Here is a 16,455-nt window from a genome sequence, read left to right as displayed (position 1 = left end):
ACTCTACGCTGTGGGTTCACCCGATTGCCCAGGGGGCCAGCCTTTGCGCGAAGGCACGGAACTGCAGGCGTTCAGCCGCTTTGTCGGCGCATTGCACGAGGTGCGGCGCGGCATGGATGGCCCCGCTTTGCTGGACTGGGCGGCGGGGGAGTTGTCGGGCATCGTCGGCTTTGACGCGGCATGGCTGGGCTGGGCCGATACCGTCCCGCCCGAGGTCGATATCATCGGCACCACCATGCATAATCTGCCCGCCGATTACGTCGCCTTCTGGAGCGAGATCCGCAACGACGACCTGCTGGCCGCCGATGTGCAATCGATGAAATCCACCGGCCGGTTCTGGGCACAATACGACCGCGACGGGCCTCGCCAGTCGGACGGGATGATCGCGCTGGCCGACCGCTACGGATTGCGCAAGCTGTCGGTGGTCACCCGCGCGCTGGACCCGCTGCGCCCGCAGCTGTTCCTGTCGGCCTATCGCGGCGGCACGGGCGCGCGCAGTCTGGTGCAACGCGAGCTGCAGTTCCTGTCCTGCGCGTTGGATCACATGCAATCCGTGCTGGATCAGGAGGGGGCGCGCGATGGCAGTTTCCGCCTTCTGGTCGATGCGCGCGGTCGCCCGGTCGCGGGCAATGCCGCTGCGCTGACTCTGTGGTCGGGTTGGCAGGCCGAGCCCAAGCGGCGCGAGCCCGCCGAGAGTTTCGACGATTTCCTTGAAACGCGTGGCTTCAATGTGCTGGCCTCGCCCACCGCCCTGAACGACGGTCATCAGCTGACCGAGTTGCGGCTGATGCCACGCCGGGTGGTGGATCGGTTCACCGCGCGCGAACGCGAGATCGCCGAGCTGATCGCCGAGGGCTTCACGCACAAGGAGATCGCGCGCGGACTGGGGCTGGCCCCGGCCACCGTGCGCAATCAGACGGCCCGCATCTATGAAAAGGCGGGCGTGTCCAGCCGTGCGGCGCTGACCCGTGCGATCCTGACCGATCAGGCCAGCCTGCAGGGCTGACACCCTGCCCCTTCCCCACCCTTTCCCCCTGCTGTCGGAGGCCCCATGACGACCGGATTCTATTTTGACGAGCTGTGCCTGTGGCACCAGCAAGGCGCGCACGCGATGATTCTGCCCGTCGGCGGCTGGGTGCAGCCCTCTGCCGCTGCCGGTCACCCGGAATCCCCCGACACCAAGCGCCGGCTCAAGGCGCTGATGGATGTGTCCGGCCTGACCGCCAAGCTGGACGTGCGCAGCGCCACACCCGCGACGCGCGCCGATATGGACCGCGTGCACAGCGCCGACTATCTGGACCGGCTCAAGGCCACCAGCGACGCAGGCGGCGGCATGGCCGGGCCGGAAGCGCCCTTTGGCGCGGGCAGCTATGAGATTGCGGCCCTCTCGGCCGGGCTGGTCAAGCAGGCCGTGCTCGACGTGCTGGCCGGGGTCCACGACCGCGCCTATGCCCTGTCTCGCCCGCCGGGGCATCACTGCATGCCCGATCACGGCATGGGCTTCTGCCTGCTCGCCAACATCCCCCTCGCGCTCGAGGCCGCGCGGGCGCAGCACGGCGCGCTCAGGGTGGCGGTGGTTGACTGGGACGTCCACCACGGCAACGGCACCGAGGCGGCCTATATTTCGCGCGACGACACGCTGACCGTCTCGATCCACCAGTACCACTGCTACCCGGCGTTTTCGGGCAAGGCCGACACGCGCGGCACCGGTGCGGGCGAAGGGTATAACCTGAACATCGAACTGATGGCGGGGATGGGGCACCAGACCTATCTCGACAGCTTCGATCTGATCGTGGAACCCGCCCTGCGCGCCTATCAACCCGACCTGATCGTCATCGCCTGCGGCTATGACGCCAACGGTTTTGATCCGATGGCACGCATGCAGGCGCATTCCGACACGTTCCGCGAGATGACCCGGCGGGCGATGGCCCTGGCCGATGACCTGTGCGGCGGCAAGCTGGTGGTGGTGCATGAGGGCGGCTATGCCGAGGCCATCGTGCCCTTCTGCGGGCTGGCGGTGATCGAGCAACTTTCAGGCCACCGGACCGAGGTGCAAGACCCGACGCTGCCGATGATCGAGGCCACTCAACCCGACGCCGACGCCATCGCCTATCAGCGCGACCGGCTGGCCGCGCAGGCCAGAACGCTGGGGCTTGGCTGACACAGGCGCCGCGCGAAAATCGGAAAATCGACCGCCGGTCGTTGACTTTCTGCACATGCGAACGATGTTACGCGTCCGGCCCATGCCCCGTTTTTCGGGGCGGGCCCTTCCCATGACCAATTTTTCGCAGGTTTTCCGATGCGCGATCCGCTTTTCCGCATGGCCCTTTTGTTGGGTCTTTTGTCCGCTGTCGGACCTTTCGCCATTGATATGTACCTGCCCGCGCTGCCGCAGGTGGCTGCCGATCTGGGCACGGACGAAGCCGGCGCAGGGCTGACCCTGACCGCCTATTTCCTCGTCTTCGGCGTGGCGCAGATGATCTATGGCCCGCTGGCCGATGCCATCGGCCGCAAAAAGCCGCTGATGATCGGCGTTGCGATCTTCTTTGTTGCCACGGTGCTCGCCGCCATGGCCCCCGATCTGCCCACGCTGGTCGCTGCCCGCGCCTTGCAGGCGCTGGGCGCTGCCACGCTGATGGCCGTCCCGCGCGCGGTGATCCGCGACATGGCCAGCGGTCCTGATGCCGCGCGGATGATGGCGGCGATCATGATCGTCATCTCGATCTCGCCGATGCTGGCACCGCTGACCGGCTCGATCGTGCTGGCCTTTGGCGGCTGGCGCGAGATCTTCATGGTGCTCGCCGTGGCCTCGGTGATCAGCCTGTTGCTGATCATCTTCGCCCTGCCCGAGACCCTCCCGGTCGCCGAGCGTCGCCCGGTGCGCGTCCGCGCCATGCTGGCCGGTTTCCGCCGCCTGCTGACCGACCGCTCGTTCATGGGGCTGACGATGATCGGCGGCTTCGGCATGGCCAGCTTCTTTGTGTTCCTCGCCACCGGCAGCTTTGTCTACACGCGTGAATTCGGCCTGTCGCCGACTGGCTTCTCGATCGCCTTCGCGATCAACGCCATCGGCTTCTTTGGTGCCTCGCAGCTGGCTGGCCGTTTCTCGGCCCGCTATGGCATGCAGCGCGTGATCGTTCTGGCGATCAGCGGCTTCATGGCCTCGACCGTGCTGCTGGCGATCGTCGCCTTTGCCGGGCTGGCCTCGCTGCCCGTGGTGGTTGCGGGTCTGTTCATCGCGAACGCCTGCCTCGGGCTGGTGATCCCCACCGCCATGGTCATGGCGATGGACCCGCATCCCGATATCGCCGGGCTGGCCTCGTCGCTGGGCGGGACGATCCAGATGCTGACCGGCGGCGTGATGATCGTGATTACCGGGCTGTTGCTGGACAACTCGGCCATGGGCATGACGGCAGCCATCGCGCTGTGTGGCGTGATGGCCTTCGCCGCCGCCGCGCTGTCGCTGCCGATGCGGCGGCTGGCGGTCTAAACCAGCGCAGGATCTGGCAGGCGGGCGAGAAATTCGCCCGTCCGCCGCAACCCTTCGCGCAGGATCTCGGGGTTGTTGGCGTAGCCGATGCGCAGCCAACCCTCGACGCCCAGCGCCGAGCCGGGGGTGAACATCACCCCGGTGTCCTCGAGCAGCGCAATGCAGAACTCGCGCGAGGTCATCGGCGCGTCAAAGCGCACGAAGGCCGTGGTGCCCGAGGCCGGACGCACCCAGTCAAGACGCGGCTGGGTGTCGATCCAGTCTGACAGGATCTGCAGATTGCCCCGCGTGATCGCCTGCGCGCGGTCCAGTACCCGGTCAGCGGCTTCCAGCGCCAGCGTGGCGAAATGGTCGTCGACCCTGCCGACGCTGATCGTGTCATAATCCCGGTGGATGGACACCATGTCCAGCAGCTCTTGCCGGGCCACCACCCAGCCCAGCCGCAACCCGGCCAGGGAAAACGCCTTGGACATCCCCGCCGTGCTGATCCCCTTTTCATACAGATCCGCCATCGAAGCCGTGCGCCCGTCGCCGGTCTGATCCGTGCCGCGGTACACCTCATCGCACAGCACCCATGCGTCGACCTCGCGCGCGATCCGGGCAATCTCTTGCAACATCTCGACCGGGATCAGCGCACCCGTGGGGTTGTTGGGATTGGTCAGCGCGATCAGCTTGGTGCCCGGCACCACCAGCGCCCGCAGGGCGTCCAGATCGGGTAGCCAGCCATTCTCGGCCTGCAAGGCCAGCTGGTGCACATCCGCGCCCAGACTGTCGGGGATCGAGTAATGCTGCTGATACGTCGGCACCACGGCGACCACGCGGTCACCGGGCCCGACCAGCGCCTTGTGCACCAGCATATTCGCGCCAATCGTGCCATGGGTGACAATCACGTTCTCCCGCTGCTGTTTCGCATACAGCGCCGCAATCGCATCGCGCAGCCGGTCCGAGCCTTCAATCGCGCCGTAAGTCATCTGCAGCGGCAACAGCGCCGACAGATCGTCGCCATTCCGCCCGGTCAGTTCCAGCAGTTGCGCGATGGTCAGGCTTTCCACGCAAGTCTCGGCAAGGTTCAGATCGCAGCGGGTTTCCCACTCGTTCATCCAGATCTCAACGCCGAATGGTTGGATGTGCATCGCGTCCCTCCGTGCTCTCTTGCATGCCTTGGCGCGCAGCATCACGCGGGCCGTTCCGCATTGCAAACGCTTTAGCCGGACAGTCGGACCCTTTCCGCCGACGTCGCTTTGCGGCAAGCTGGCGGATATGATCGACAAGCTGGAAATGCTCATCGCCCTTGCCCGCGAGCGTCACTTCGGACGCGCGGCCGAGGCCTGCCATGTGACGCAGCCAACCCTGTCATCCGGCATCAAGGCGCTGGAGCAGAGCCTCGGCGTGCAGCTGGTGCAGCGCGGGGCGCGCTATATCGGCCTGACGACCGAGGGCGAGCGCGTGCTGGCCCGCGCCAAGACCATCGTGGCCGAGGCGCGGGCGATGAAATCCGATGTGGCCGTGGCGCGCGAGGGGCTGTCAGGGACGCTGCGGCTGGGGGTGATCCCGACCGCGCTGTCCTCTATCCATGACCTGACCCGCCCGTTTCTGGCGGCGCATCCCGGTGTGCGGCTGCGCATCGTGTCGCTCAACAGCCATGAGATTCTGGAACGCCTGACCGAGTTCGAGATCGACGCGGGCCTCAGCTATGCCGCCGTCGATACGCCGATGGACAAGCCGGCGGCGGATCGCTCGGTGCTCTTGTACGAGGAAAGCTATGCGCTGGTCACCTGCGCCCGCGCGGACCTGCCCGCCTCGCTGCGCTGGGCCGATCTGGGCGGGTACGAGCTGGGCCTGCTGACCACCGACATGCAGAACCGGCGGATCATCGACACCAATCTGGCACGCGCGGGCATCAGCGTCTCACCGCGCATCGAGTCCAATTCGATCGTCGCGCTGATCAGCCATGTGACCGCGCCGCACCACGCCACCATCCTGCCCGCGCGCACGGCTGCCTTCTACGCCACCGGGCGCGAACTGGCCTGTATTCCCATCACCGGCGGGGTCAGCGGCATCGCCACGGTCGCCTTTATCCTGCCCCCGGTGGGGCGGCGGACGCTGCTGCTGGATGCGTTTCTGAAGACCGTGAGTTAAGCCGCTTTGATAGACGTTCTCTATCAGATAACGGAATTCACAATTTGAAATTCAATCGCTTTGCCGCTACGCACGCGTGAATCGACCGGAGAAGCCAGATGCCAGCCACACCAGCGTTCGGGGAAGCAGGGGTTGAGACCCTGCACCAGATCCTTGCCACCCATCGCGGGATGGAGGGCGCGCTGTTGCCGATCCTGCACGCGGTGCAAGCGGCCTTTGGCCATGTCCCCCAGGACGCCCTGCCGATCATCGCCAAGGACCAGAACATCAGCCGCGCCGAAGCGCATGGCGTGATGAGCTTTTACCACGATTTCCGCGAGAATCCGGCGGGCCGCACGGTGCTGAAACTGTGCCGGGCCGAGGCCTGTCAGGCCGTCGGTGCCGACGATCTGGCCGATCACGCGCGGGCGAAAACCGGGCTGGACTGGCACGAAACCTCGGCCGATGGCGCGCTGACGCTGGAACCGGTGTTCTGTCTGGGCCTGTGCGCCTGCGGTCCCGCCGCGATGGTCAACGGCAAGTTGGTGGGCCGCGCCGATGCCGCCAAGCTGGACAAGATCCTTGAGGGGGCACGCTGATGAAACTCTATGTCCCCCTCGATTCCGCCGCCGTCGCACTGGGTGCCGATGATGTCGCCGCCGCAATCAAGGCCGAAGCCGACAAGCGCGGCATCGCCGTCACCGTGGTGCGCAACGGCTCGCGCGGGATGGTCTGGCTGGAGCCGCTGGTCGAACTGGTCACCGATGAGGGCCGCATCGCCTTTGGTCCGATGACGCCGGACGACGTGTCCGCGATTTTCGGCGACGGCGAAAGCCATCCCAAATATCTGGGCCTGACCGAAGAACTGCCTTGGATGGTGCGCCAGACCCGGCTGACCTTTGCCCGCGTCGGCGTGATCGACCCGCTGTCCCTGCATGAATACGAACTGCACCACGGCCTGAAAGGCCTTCGCCGCGCGCTGGCGATGACGCCCGCCGAGGTGGTCAAGGAAGTCACGGATTCTGGCCTGCGGGGCCGGGGTGGTGCGGGCTTCCCGACCGGCATCAAGTGGAAAACCGTCCACGACGCGCCCGCCGCGCAGAAATACATCGTCTGCAACGCCGATGAGGGCGACAGCGCCACCTTCGCTGACCGGATGCTGATGGAAGGTGATCCTTTCACCCTGATCGAAGGCATGGCGATTGCCGGGATCGCCGTGGGCGCGACCAAGGGCTATATCTACACCCGCAGCGAATATCCCATTGCGATCAGCCAGTTCGACGCCGCGATCCGCATCGCGCGGGAGGCCGGTGTGCTGGGCGCCAGCGTGCTGGGCTCGGACTATGCCTTTGACATGGAGGTCCGCGTCGGCGCGGGGGCTTATGTCTGCGGTGAGGAAACATCGCTGCTCAACTCGCTGGAAGGCAAGCGCGGCGTGGTGCGCGCCAAGCCGCCGCTGCCCGCGCTTGAGGGCTTCATGGGCAAGCCCACCGTGGTCAATAACGTGATCTCGCTGGCCTCGGTCCCGGTGATCATGGATCGCGGGGCGGCGTTTTACAAAAACTACGGCATGGGCCGCTCGCATGGCACCATGGCGCTGCAGATCGCCGGGAATGTGAAATACGGCGGGCTGTTCGAGACCGCCTTCGGCCTCAGCCTTGGCGAGATTGTCGAAGATATTGCCGGCGGCACGGCCTCGGGTCGGCCCGTCAAGGCGGTGCAGGTCGGCGGTCCGCTGGGTGCATGGTTCCCGCCGTCGCTGTTCGACACGCCCTTCACCTATGAGGATTTCGCCGCCAAGGACGGGCTGATCGGCCACGCCGGGCTGACCATCGCCGATGACCGCACCGACATGCTGAAAATGGCCCGCTTCGCGATGGAATTCTGCGCCATCGAGAGCTGCGGCAAATGCACGCCCTGCCGCATCGGCGCGGTGCGCGGGGTGGAAACGCTGGACCGCGTGGCGGCGGGCGATGCCTCGGGCCTGCCGCTGCTGGCGGATCTGTGCAACACGATGAAATCAGGCTCGCTCTGCGCCTTGGGCGGTTTCACGCCCTATCCGGTGATGTCGGCGCTGACGCATTTCCCTGACGATTTCGCCCGCACCCGCGAGGCCGCAGAATGAGCGATACCGTCAAAGGCCCGGCCTCGTACTTTCCGTCGATCGAAAAGACCTATGGCAAGCCGATCGACCATTGGCTGACCCTCGCCCGCGACGGGTTGAAGGACAAGCCGCACATGGCCGTCGTCGCCCTGCTCAAGACCGAGCATGGTCTGGGCCACGGGCACGCCAATGCCATCGTCGCCCACGCCAAAGCGCAGGGAGAGTGAGATGACAACGCCCCCACCGACCCGCCCCGTCGATCTGTTGACCTTCCTGCGCACCGAACTTCTTGACCGTTGCCACCAGCCCAAAGCCAAACAGCAACCGGAGAATGCGAAATGAAAGACTTTATCATTCCCTGGGATGACCGCGACTACGGCACCCCCGCCGCCAAATCGCAAAAGCAGATCACGCTGACCATCGACGGGTTCGAGGTCACGGTGCCCGAGGGCACGTCGATCATGCGCGCTGCCGCGATGACCGGGATCAGCATTCCCAAGCTCTGCGCGACCGACAGCGTCGAGGCTTTTGGGTCGTGCCGTCTGTGTCTGGTTCAGATCGAAGGCCGCAATGGCACGCCCGCTTCGTGCACCACGCCGGTGGCCGAGGGGCTGAAGGTTCACACGCAAACCGAGCCGCTCAAGAAGCTGCGCAAGGGGGTGATGGAGCTTTACATCTCGGACCACCCGCTCGACTGCCTGACCTGCGCCGCCAATGGTGATTGCGAATTGCAGGACATGGCCGGGGCGGTGGGCCTGCGCGATGTCCGCTATGAGGCCGTCGATACCCATTTCCGCCCGCGCCACAACGGCGAGGCGAACCCGCAATACATGGTCAAGGACGGGTCGAACCCGTATTTCGACTATGATCCGTCCAAATGCATCGTCTGCTCACGCTGCGTGCGCGCGTGCGAGGAAGTGCAAGGCACCTTCGCGCTGACCATTCAGGGCCGGGGCTTTGACAGCCGCGTCTCGGCGGGTGGCAAAGGTGACACGTTCCTGTCGTCCGATTGCGTCAGTTGCGGTGCCTGCGTGCAGGCCTGCCCGACCGCCACGCTGGTGGAAAAATCCGTGGTCGAGATCGGCACGCCCGAGCGCGCGATCATCACCACCTGCGCCTATTGCGGCGTCGGCTGCTCGTTCAAGGCCGAGATGCGCGGCGACGAACTGGTGCGCATGGTGCCGCACAAGGACGGCAAGGCGAACCGGGGCCACTCTTGCGTCAAGGGCCGGTTTGCCTGGGGCTATGCCACGCACAAGGACCGCATCCTGAACCCGATGATCCGCGACAAGATCACCGACCCGTGGCAAGAGGTTTCGTGGGACGAGGCGATGCGCTTCACCGCCGACCGCATGAAGGGCCTGATCGAAAAGCACGGCCGCCAGTCGGTCGGTGTGATCACCTCGAGCCGCTGCACGAACGAGGAAACCTACCTCGTGCAGAAGCTGACCCGCGCGGTGTTCCTGAACAACAACACCGACACCTGCGCCCGCGTCTGCCACTCGCCCACCGGCTACGGGCTGGGCCAGACCTTTGGCACCTCGGCCGGCACGCAGGATTTCGACAGTGTCGAGCAGTCCGATGTGGTGATGATCATCGGCGCGAACCCGACCGACGGCCACCCGGTCTTTGCCAGCCGGTTGAAAAAGCGCCTGCGCAAGGGCGCGAAGCTGATCGTGGTGGACCCGCGCCGCACCGACATCGTGGAAGGCCCGCACGTCAAGGCCGCGCATCACCTGCCGCTGCGCCCGGGCACCAACGTCGCCATCGTGACCGCCATCGCGCATGTCATCGTTACCGAGGGGCTGATGGACGAAGAGTTCATCCGCACCCGCTGTGACTGGGATGAATTCCAGGACTACGCTGAATTCGTCGCGGATGAGAAAAACTCACCCGAGGCGGTCGAGGAACTGACCGGCGTGAAGGCACAGACCGTGCGCGAAGCCGCGCGCCTTTATGCCACTGGCGGCAATGGCGCGATCTATTACGGGCTGGGCGTGACCGAGCATTCCCAGGGCTCGACCACCGTGATCGGCATCGCCAACCTTGCCATGCTGACCGGCAACATCGGCAAGCCGGGTGTGGGCGTGAACCCGCTGCGCGGCCAGAACAACGTGCAGGGCAGCTGCGACATGGGCTCGTTCCCGCACGAGCTGCCGGGCTATCGCCACGTCAAGAACGACGACGTGCGCGACCTGTTCCAGAACGCCTGGGGCGTCAAGATCGACAACGAGCCGGGCCTGCGCATTCCCAACATGCTGGACGCGGCGGTCGAGGGCACGTTCAAGGGGCTCTATTGTCAGGGCGAGGACATCCTGCAATCGGACCCCGACACCCACCACGTCGCCGCCGGTCTGGCCGCGATGGAATGCGTGATCGTCCATGACCTGTTCCTGAACGAGACGGCGAATTACGCGCATGTCTTCCTGCCCGGCTCGACCTTCCTTGAGAAGGACGGCACCTTCACCAACGCCGAGCGCCGCATCAACCGGGTGCGCAAGGTGATGGCGCCCAAGAACGGCTATGGCGACTGGGAAGTCACCCAGATGCTGGCCAACGCGATGGGCGCGAACTGGAATTACGCGCATCCCAGCCAGATCATGGATGAGATCGCGCTGCTGACGCCGTCCTTTGCCGGGGTCAGCTTCGAGCGGCTCGACGAGCTGGGCTCGATCCAGTGGCCCTGCAACGAGGCCACGCCCGAGGGCACGCCGACCATGCACATCGGCGCGTTCGTGCGCGGCAAGGGCAAGTTCATCCGCACCGAATACGTGGCCACCGATGAGAAAACCGGCCCGCGTTTCCCGCTGTTGCTGACCACCGGGCGCATCCTGAGCCAGTACAACGTCGGCGCGCAGACGCGGCGCACGGCGAATGTGATCTGGCACGATCAGGACGTGCTGGAAATCCACCCCCATGACGCCGAAAACCGCGGCATCCATGAGGGGGATTACGTCCGCCTGACCAGCCGCGCCGGGGAAACCACGCTGCGCGCCACGCTGACCGACCGCGTGTCGCCGGGGGTGGTCTATACCACCTTCCACCACCCTGACACGCAGGCCAACGTGGTCACCACCGACTATTCCGACTGGGCGACGAACTGCCCGGAATACAAGGTGACGGCGGTGCAGATCGCGCCGTCGAATGGCCCGTCGCAATGGCAGGAAGACTACACCGCGCAGGCCGAAATGGCCCGCCGTATCCTGCCCGCTGCCGAGTAATGCAGGGCGCGCGGCCCCTTCCCCGCCTGTCGTTCGGCGCGTCCATCGCGTCGGGCGAACGGGTGTTGCCTGAAGAGGTCGGCGTCGCGCTCAGCTTCAACGGCACCACGCAGGCGGTGATGATGGCCACGCCCGACCATCTGGCCGATTTCGCCTTTGGGTTCGCGCTGACCGAAGGGCTGGCGCGGCCCGAAGAGATCGAAAGCGTCGAGGTTGTCGAAACCCCGCGCGGGCTGGATGTGCAGCTTTGGGTGTCCAAGGATGCCGAGGCGCGGCTGACCGCGCGCCGCCGGGTGATGGCCGGGCCGGTGGGCTGCGGGCTGTGCGGCATCGACAGTCTGGAGCAGGCGCTGCGCGAGATGGCGCCCGTGCCGCATGGCAGCTTCCGCCTGACACCTGCGCAGGTGATGGCCGCGATTGCCGCGCTGCCCGCGCAGCAAACGCTGCACGATGCCACCCGCTCGGTGCATTGCGCCGGGTTCTGGGACGGCGCGCGGATCGTGGCGGCGCGTGAGGATGTCGGGCGGCACAACGCGCTGGACAAGCTGGCGGGCGCGATGCTGCGCGCGGGCACCCGCGCCGGGACTGGCGCGGTGGTGCTGACCAGCCGCGTCTCCATCGACCTTGTGCAAAAGGTCGCCGCGCTGGGTGCCCCGGCGATCATTGCCGTGTCGTCCCCGACCGCCGACGCCGTCGCGCTGGCCGATCATCTGGGCATCACCCTGATCGCGCAGGCCCGCCCCGACCGGTTCGAGGCTTTCACCCATACCGACCGTATCGAGACGAGAGAGCAGAATGTCCGCTGAAAAGATCACCCGCATGGCCAATCAGATCGCCACCTTCATGGCGTCCAAACCCCATGCCGAGGGCGTCGAAGGGCTGGCGCTGCACATCAACGATTTCTGGGAACCCCGGATGCGCCGCGAGCTGTTCGCGCTGCTCGACGCGGGGGGCGAGGGGTTGTCGCCCTTGGTGATCGAGGCGGCAGATCAGATCCGCCGCCCGGTCGAGCCTGCGTAAGCGTCAGTTAATCTCGTTATTCCAGTCGTTCAGCATCAGCACGGCCGTCACCGTGCACCCGCGCATGCCGTTGAAATGGCGGATACGCAGGCGCAGCCGGATGTTTTCGACATGCGCATCGAAACTGGCACCGGCAAACGGGATGCTTTCGCGTTCGAGCACCCGAAGGCGCGGCGCAGGCCGGATGGCCCCCGAGGTGCCCCAGATCACCTGACCCGACGCCTGCCGCCAGGCGCGGCTGGGCGACAGGTCGCCATAGTAGACAAAGGTGTTCACGCCCCCCACGGCGAAAGTGAGCACGATCTGCGACGGGCCGCCGTCGATCTCGCGGGCACTGTAGCGGGCGCGGACCATTTCGACATTGACCGGCCAGCCGTATTGATCGCAGCCCGCGTAATCGGTGAGATAGCCGCCGCCCATGAATTCGGCATGCGCGGGCGCAGAGACGCCCATCAGCGCAACGGCAACAAGCGGGGCGAGACGGGCGGTAAGACGGCGCAGAAACGGTTTCATCACAGAGCCCCTCAGTTGCGTTGCATCACCAGGAAAACCGACATGCGGCAACCCGGGTGCTCGTTGAAGTTCTGGAAATTGATGACCAATTGGTCCAGAGCGCTGTCACTGGCCTCGGGGATCTCGCCATAAAGATCCCATGACAGCGACATGGATGGCTCGTCGGGCGTCCACGGACCATTCCAGACATAGGTGGCCTGCGTGATCTCCTGATTGCGTCGATAGCCACCCTCGTTGTTGTAGCGGATGGCGATAGTGCCGGTGCTCAGAAGCAGGGACAGCTGGGACTCGGTCGCCAGATTGCCGGGTGCCCCCTGCGGCTCCATGCGTGCCAGAACCTGCTGGGTGCCGACCCAGCCGTAGTCTTCGCAGCCACCCCACCGGCTGACCATGAAACCGCCGCCCAGCAGCTCGGTTGTCGCTGCCGCTGGCGTCGCCAGCGCAACGCCAGCCGCCAGAATGGCGAAGGCGACGTGCCGCGCGGTTGTGTTCTCAAGACCCATGAAGCCACCCCTGTACCGTTACTGTCACTGCGGGCAAACTGGCGGCTGAACAGGGCCGAAGTTAGGCAAATTTTGACTAAAAATTGTAATGAATTTGACTTTTCAGCGGCACAGAAACCGGTGGCGAACCGCAGACCAGCCCATCAAAAAGACCGCCCGTTGTCACGGGCGGCCTCTGACAGGCGATAGCGCGGCGTCACGACCAGGCGGTGCGGATCAGCTTAACCGGCCCAGATCCGCGGTGATCAGCTGCGAGCGGGCGCGCATCGACCCGGCGGCGTCCAGCGCACCCGGCGCGGCCAGAAAGGCGTCGATGTCACTGCCCGCCGCGACCAGCAGTGCACGGGCGGTTGACGGGTCGCGCCCTGCATCCAGCAGCCGCCGCGCCGCTTCGTGGCGGGCCGTGCCGCGCACCGACAGGGCCGAGGCATGGATCGAGCCGGTTTGCCGCGCGACCAGCGTGTCGCAGATCGCGATCGCCTCGTCATAGCGGTTACCGCGCAACAGGGCGTGGGCATATTCAAGCTGCAACCGCGAGGCCGAGGCGGCATCAACCTGTTCCATCAGCGCGCCATAACGGCGGATGGCCAGATCGTAATTGCCGGTCTCCAGCGCCTGACGGGCAACCAGATAGTCCGATTGCGCACCGCCGCCTGCCAGCGTTCCCGCCGCTTCGCATGACGCGAGCAGCAGCACTGCGCACAGCGCCGGTATCCGGCCCCTGAACCGAAGGAATTGGATCACTGCTCTCACCTTATTTTTCTTTTCATCCTAGGCCGAGAGGCCGATAATGTCCACAAAAACACCCATGAGGCCCATCGCGCATGACCCTTGCCACGCCCGCCCGCGTGACGACTGCCCTGACGCATTCCCCGACGGCCCGGCCGTCGGCGCTGTTGCTGTTCTGCGCGTCAGTGGTCGCGGGCTGCGGTTTGGGTCTGGCTGCTTTGGCCCTGCTCGCCCCGACACCGCAAGCAGCCCCCCTGCCCCCCATCGCCGCTGTCACCCAACCCGCTGGCACCGCGACCGACACGGCCCCCGCGCGCCAAAGCTGGGCGGCGCTGTTCGGCACACCGCCCGCCGCCGCCCCTGTCGCCGAGGCTCCGCCTGCGCCCCGCATCCCCGAGCCCGCCTATGACCCTGCCGACGATTTCGATGACAGCGCGTTTGTGCTGCGCGGGCTGGCGATGAGCGACGGCATCAGCGAGAGTTTCGCATTGCTCGAAACGCCCGAGGGGGTCATGATGCTGCACGTCGGCGACCTGCTGCCCGACGGCTATGCTGTCGACGACATTACCGAAGAGGGCGTGGTCATTGATCTATATGGCGAACCCTACCTGATCGGATTTTCCGAAGATTCCACCCCTGTCGACGCCGATGCCTATGACGGCAGCATGGGCGCCGATTATGAAGGCCCCACGCGCAGACGCCCGATTGACGGCGACCGCTTTCGGGACGGACCGGTCCCGGCAAGTCCGCGCGACCGGTTCGGGATCAGCCGATGACACCGACCTTCCTGCGCTTACCAGTTGACCTTGCTTACCAAACGGAAACAATCGCGCCATGACCCGCTTCGCCGCCTTCCTGCTGCTCGGACTCTTGCTTGCCTTTGGCGCCCTGCGCCCGGCCTCGGCGCAAATCCGGCTGGATCTGCGCGACGTCGATCTGCGCAGCTATATCCAGCTGGTGTCGGAACAGACCGGGCGCAACTTTCTGGTCGATCCCGAGGTGCAGGGCACGGTCTCGGTCTATGCGCCCGTTCCGGTCACCCCGGCGTCGATGTACGAGATTTTCCTGAACGTGCTGGAAATCAACGGCGTGACGATCCTTGAGGGCGAAGGCATCGACCGGATCGTGCCGATGCATCTGGCCTCGGGTCTGGCGGCGGCACGCGCGCAGCGCGGCGGCGGGTATGAGACGCGCGTGATCCCGGTGCGCGGCGGCGATATCGTCGAGATGTACGATGTGCTCGAACCGCTGGTCGCGCCCGATGCGATCCTGACGCCGATCCCCTCGGCCGGGCTGTTCGTGCTGTCGGACCGCACCGAAAACATCACCCGGATCGAGGCGCTGATCGAGCGTCTGAACACCGCCAGCAGCCGCTCGGTGGAAACCATCCGCCTGAACCACGGCCGCGCATCCGAGATGATCACCGTGTTGCAGGCCGCGCTGCCACCGACCGCCGCGACCGGCACCATCGCCGCCGACCCCGGCGCGAATGCCATCGTCGTGTCCGGCCCGTCCGAATTCCGCGACCGTGTGCGCTCGGTCGTGATGCAGCTCGATACGCCGCAGATGCGCCCGACCTCGCGCGTCGTGCGGCTGAATTTCGCGCAGGCGACCGAACTGGCCGATGTCATCCGCCAGTCGATGGGCGCGGGCGGCGAAGGCGACGCGGCGATCACCATCGTCGCCGAACCGCAGTCCAACGCGATCATCATCACCGCCCCGCAGGACCGGGTCGAGGCGATCACCCGCGCGATCCAGTCGCTCGATACCCGCCCGTCGCAGGTTCTGATCGAAGCGGTGATCTTTGAAGTCAGCGCCGAGAATTTTTCTGACCTGTCGGTGCAGTTCGGCGGGTTGCTCAATGACGCCATCGGCGGCGGCACCTCGTTCGCGCTGGATGGCCGCACCTCGCTGATCACGCTGATTTCGGCGGCCATGGCGGGCAACAACGTCAATCCCGGCAATGGCGGCGTTCTGGGTGCCTCGGACGGCAACTTCGCCGCGCTGCTCACTGCGATTGCCCGTGAACGCTCGACCCGGCTGCTCAGCACCCCCGCCGTACTGACCCTGAACAATCAGGAAGCCGAGATCATCGTCGCACAGAACGTGCCCTTCGTGACCGGCCAGTATTCCACCGTCGGCGACAGTGCCGTGCCCGATCAGCCGTTCCAGACCATCGAGCGACAGGACGTCGGCCTGACCCTGACCGTGCGCCCGCAGATCACCGATGACGGCACCGTGCGCATGGCCATCGCGCAGGAGGTGTCCAACCTGACCGGCACGACATCCGCCGCCGGGGGCGAAGTCACCGCCCGGCGTCGGCTGAGCACCAACGCACTGGTCGGGGACGGCGAGGTAATCATTCTGGGTGGGCTGATCGAGGACAACTCGACCGCGCAGAACCAGCGCGTCCCCGGCCTGAGCAACCTGCCTGTGCTGGGCGCGCTGTTCCGGGGTCGCTCGCTGCAAGAGGGCCAGCGCGTGCTGCTGATCATGCTGCGCCCGCGCGTCGTGCGCGATGACCATCAGGCCACCGCGCTCAGCCGTCAGATCGCGCGCGAGACCGAGCGTCTGGGCCGTCTCGTCTCGCCGCGCAACACCGACAGCCTGTACCCGCAGGTGCGCCGCACCGGGTTTCCTTTCGACGGCGTGGATCTGAACCAGCCGTTCGATGATCCCTATGTCGATCAGGCGGTGCGTGACCGTCTGTTCCCGCCGCTGCCGCCCCGCCTGCAAGTGGATCAGGGCCAGTAAGCG

At 66.0% G+C, this 16,455-nt stretch carries 16 protein-coding genes; 12 read left to right on the top strand and 4 right to left on the bottom strand.

What is annotated here, in order from left to right; translation table 11 throughout:
* Nucleotides 1–43: 43 nt before the first annotated feature.
* The 3 genes from OKW52_RS05270 to OKW52_RS05260 all read left to right on the top strand — a co-directional run bounded on the left by OKW52_RS05270 (nt 44) and on the right by OKW52_RS05260 (nt 3,490).
* A complete protein-coding gene (locus tag OKW52_RS05270) occupies nt 44–1,006 on the top strand; it encodes a LuxR C-terminal-related transcriptional regulator (RefSeq protein ID WP_264504779.1) in 963 nt (320 codons plus the stop codon).
* A 45-nt stretch (nt 1,007–1,051) separates the two neighbouring features.
* On the top strand, nt 1,052–2,161 hold the full coding sequence (locus tag OKW52_RS05265) for a class II histone deacetylase (RefSeq protein ID WP_264504778.1): 1,110 nt from the start codon (nt 1,052–1,054) through the stop codon (nt 2,159–2,161).
* Nucleotides 2,162–2,299: 138 nt separating this feature from the next.
* Nucleotides 2,300–3,490 (top strand): multidrug effflux MFS transporter, encoded by a 1,191-nt coding sequence (locus OKW52_RS05260; RefSeq protein ID WP_264504777.1) that lies wholly within the window; start codon nt 2,300–2,302, stop codon nt 3,488–3,490.
* On the opposite strand, the gene OKW52_RS05255 is transcribed toward OKW52_RS05260, so the two are convergent.
* The gene (locus tag OKW52_RS05255) at nt 3,487–4,623 is read right to left on the bottom strand and encodes an aminotransferase (RefSeq protein WP_264504776.1); all 1,137 of its coding nucleotides are present in this window, start codon (nt 4,621–4,623) and stop codon (nt 3,487–3,489) included. The genes OKW52_RS05260 and OKW52_RS05255 overlap by 4 nt on opposite strands.
* A gap of 127 nt (nt 4,624–4,750) precedes the next feature.
* Between OKW52_RS05255 and OKW52_RS05250 the strand changes: the two genes are divergently transcribed.
* The 7 genes from OKW52_RS05250 (at nt 4,751) to OKW52_RS05220 (ending at nt 11,953) form a co-directional block, all read left to right on the top strand.
* Entirely contained in the window at nt 4,751–5,629 is an 879-nt protein-coding gene (locus OKW52_RS05250) for a LysR family transcriptional regulator (protein WP_264504775.1), read from the top strand.
* Between the two features lie 98 nt (nt 5,630–5,727).
* Nucleotides 5,728–6,207 (top strand): formate dehydrogenase subunit gamma, encoded by a 480-nt coding sequence (locus tag OKW52_RS05245; RefSeq protein WP_127105267.1) that lies wholly within the window; start codon nt 5,728–5,730, stop codon nt 6,205–6,207.
* Entirely contained in the window at nt 6,207–7,733 is a 1,527-nt protein-coding gene (locus OKW52_RS05240; protein ID WP_264504774.1) for a formate dehydrogenase beta subunit, read from the top strand. Before OKW52_RS05245 ends, OKW52_RS05240 begins: the two co-directional genes overlap by 1 nt.
* Complete coding sequence (locus OKW52_RS05235) at nt 7,730–7,939, top strand: DUF4287 domain-containing protein (RefSeq protein WP_264504773.1); 210 nt, start codon at nt 7,730–7,732, stop codon at nt 7,937–7,939. Before OKW52_RS05240 ends, OKW52_RS05235 begins: the two co-directional genes overlap by 4 nt.
* A gap of 111 nt (nt 7,940–8,050) precedes the next feature.
* Entirely contained in the window at nt 8,051–10,933 is a 2,883-nt protein-coding gene (gene fdhF / locus OKW52_RS05230) for a formate dehydrogenase subunit alpha (protein WP_264504772.1), read from the top strand.
* Nucleotides 10,933–11,739 carry a formate dehydrogenase accessory sulfurtransferase FdhD gene (gene fdhD, locus OKW52_RS05225; RefSeq protein ID WP_264504771.1) on the top strand — a complete coding sequence of 269 codons (807 nt, stop codon included), beginning with the start codon at nt 10,933–10,935 and terminating at the stop codon, nt 11,737–11,739. Before fdhF ends, fdhD begins: the two co-directional genes overlap by 1 nt.
* Nucleotides 11,729–11,953: a formate dehydrogenase subunit delta gene (locus tag OKW52_RS05220; RefSeq protein WP_264504770.1), complete on the top strand. Its 225-nt coding sequence runs from the start codon at nt 11,729–11,731 to the stop codon at nt 11,951–11,953. Before fdhD ends, OKW52_RS05220 begins: the two co-directional genes overlap by 11 nt.
* Before the next feature lie 3 nt (nt 11,954–11,956).
* On the opposite strand, the gene OKW52_RS05215 is transcribed toward OKW52_RS05220, so the two are convergent.
* The 3 genes from OKW52_RS05215 to OKW52_RS05205 all read right to left on the bottom strand — a co-directional run bounded on the left by OKW52_RS05215 (nt 11,957) and on the right by OKW52_RS05205 (nt 13,713).
* A complete protein-coding gene (locus OKW52_RS05215; RefSeq protein ID WP_264504769.1) occupies nt 11,957–12,466 on the bottom strand; it encodes a hypothetical protein in 510 nt (169 codons plus the stop codon).
* Between the two features lie 11 nt (nt 12,467–12,477).
* Nucleotides 12,478–12,969 (bottom strand): hypothetical protein, encoded by a 492-nt coding sequence (locus OKW52_RS05210; RefSeq protein WP_264504768.1) that lies wholly within the window; start codon nt 12,967–12,969, stop codon nt 12,478–12,480.
* A 216-nt stretch (nt 12,970–13,185) separates the two neighbouring features.
* Complete coding sequence (locus OKW52_RS05205) at nt 13,186–13,713, bottom strand: tetratricopeptide repeat protein (protein WP_264504767.1); 528 nt, start codon at nt 13,711–13,713, stop codon at nt 13,186–13,188.
* A gap of 80 nt (nt 13,714–13,793) precedes the next feature.
* On the opposite strand from OKW52_RS05205, the gene OKW52_RS05200 reads away from it, so the two are divergent.
* Together OKW52_RS05200 and OKW52_RS05195 are read left to right on the top strand one after the other, a co-directional pair.
* On the top strand, nt 13,794–14,474 hold the full coding sequence (locus tag OKW52_RS05200) for a hypothetical protein (RefSeq protein ID WP_264504766.1): 681 nt from the start codon (nt 13,794–13,796) through the stop codon (nt 14,472–14,474).
* Nucleotides 14,475–14,532: 58 nt separating this feature from the next.
* Nucleotides 14,533–16,452 (top strand): secretin N-terminal domain-containing protein, encoded by a 1,920-nt coding sequence (locus OKW52_RS05195; RefSeq protein ID WP_264504765.1) that lies wholly within the window; start codon nt 14,533–14,535, stop codon nt 16,450–16,452.
* Nucleotides 16,453–16,455: the final 3 nt, after the last annotated feature.

Origin of the sequence: Pararhodobacter zhoushanensis (assembly GCF_025949695.1) — a bacterium.
In the GTDB taxonomy this organism is placed as follows: domain Bacteria; phylum Pseudomonadota; class Alphaproteobacteria; order Rhodobacterales; family Rhodobacteraceae; genus Pararhodobacter; species Pararhodobacter zhoushanensis_A.
The sequence above is the reverse complement of the archived record's forward strand: the minus strand, read 5'-3'. Positions and strand labels throughout refer to the sequence as shown.